The sequence below is a fragment of the Mesorhizobium sp. M7A.F.Ca.US.002.01.1.1 genome (assembly GCF_004022955.1).
GTDB classification, from domain to species: Bacteria; Pseudomonadota; Alphaproteobacteria; order Rhizobiales; family Rhizobiaceae; genus Mesorhizobium; species Mesorhizobium ciceri.
This window is the reverse complement of record NZ_RZQE01000874.1, coordinates 1-1,248: the sequence shown is the minus strand read 5'-3', so window position 1 is coordinate 1,248 and position 1,248 is coordinate 1. Positions and strand designations below refer to the sequence as shown.

The window sequence follows — 1,248 nt, the reverse complement described above, 5'->3', positions numbered from 1 at the left end:
GCCGAGCTTGCCGGGTATGATCCATCGCCGGCCGGGCGGATCCGGTTCGCGAAGTAGCAGCCGAACCCGACCTCGGTCGCTGCTCACCCCAGATCGATCTCGCCCTCCACGACATGGTGCAGGCCTGCTGGCTCAGACGTGACGAGGGCCCTCACGGTCAGTCGGCCCTGTCCTTTCAGGCCCTTCTCCGCCACGGCTTTCTCGATTGCCTGCTGCGAAGTCACGCCGACCTGCTTGAGGAACTTGCGCATGGAGACGTTGAAGGGATCGGTTTCCATATTCTGGGTCATATGATTGCCTCGAACGGTTTGAACAATATGGCCGATCCAGCAAGCTTGATGCCCGCAACGGCGGCGCTGCGCCAAGGGAGCACGGAACGGCCTGGTGCGCAATGAAGACGACGCTCGCAATGTGTCTGATGGCAACTGCTCCGTTCCTCTTCGGGGTCGCCGCGCTGGGTGCCGATCTCCGCGGTCACGGCGGACCAGTGCGGGCGATTGCCGTGACGGCCGATGGGCAAACTGCGATCACCGGTGGTTTCGACGCCAAGGCGATCATCTGGTCGATCAAGACCGGCGAAGCACGGGAGGTGCTGCTGTTTCACGATGGGCAGGTCGATGCGGTCGCAGCCCTGCCGCAAGGCCGCTTCGCCAGCGCGGGGGCGGACGGCCGCATTGCTGTCTGGGAGGCCGGACGAAGCACGCCGGTCGCCGTCCTGCAAGGCCATTCAGCGCCGGTCGTGTCGCTCGCAGTGTCGCCCGACGGCTCCACCCTCGCTTCGGCTTCCTGGGATGGCAGTGTGCGGGTGTGGCCGCTTTCCGGCGGGGAGCCGCGCGTCCTCCAAGGCCACAGGGGAAACGTCAACGCGGTTGCATACCTCTCCGACGGGACGCTCGCAAGTGCCGGCTACGACGCGGCAGTCATGCTTTGGCCGGCCGAAGGCGGAGCTCCGGTCAGGGTCGCAATGCCTGCACCCCTCAGCGCACTGGTGGCGACGAGGAGCGATCGCGTGTTCGTCGGGGGCGCGGACGGCAAGCTGAGTGAACTGAACCGCGGCGGGACAATCCTGGCCGAAGTTGCAGCTTCGTCAAGTCCGATCACCGCGCTCGCCGTCACGGCGAATGAACGATACATCGCCGCCTCGTCGATCAAAGGTGAAATTGTGCTGCTCGACGTCAAAAGCCTGCAGCCCGTTCGCACATTTGGCACCGCGGGCGTGCCGGTTTGGGCTCTCGCCTTCTCGCCTGA

Annotated in this window: 2 protein-coding genes; one reads left to right on the top strand and one right to left on the bottom strand. The window is 65.3% G+C overall.

The annotated features are described in order from the left end of the window. Positions 1–83: 83 nt before the first annotated feature. Positions 84–290: a DUF6494 family protein gene (locus EN932_RS36325; RefSeq protein ID WP_064994243.1), complete on the bottom strand. Its 207-nt coding sequence runs from the start codon at positions 288–290 to the stop codon at positions 84–86. 197 nt (positions 291–487) lie between these two features. Here EN932_RS36325 and EN932_RS36320 point away from each other — a divergent pair. Then, the coding region (locus tag EN932_RS36320) for a WD40 repeat domain-containing protein (protein ID WP_245483404.1) at positions 488–1,248 on the top strand (761 nt) is incomplete at its 3' end.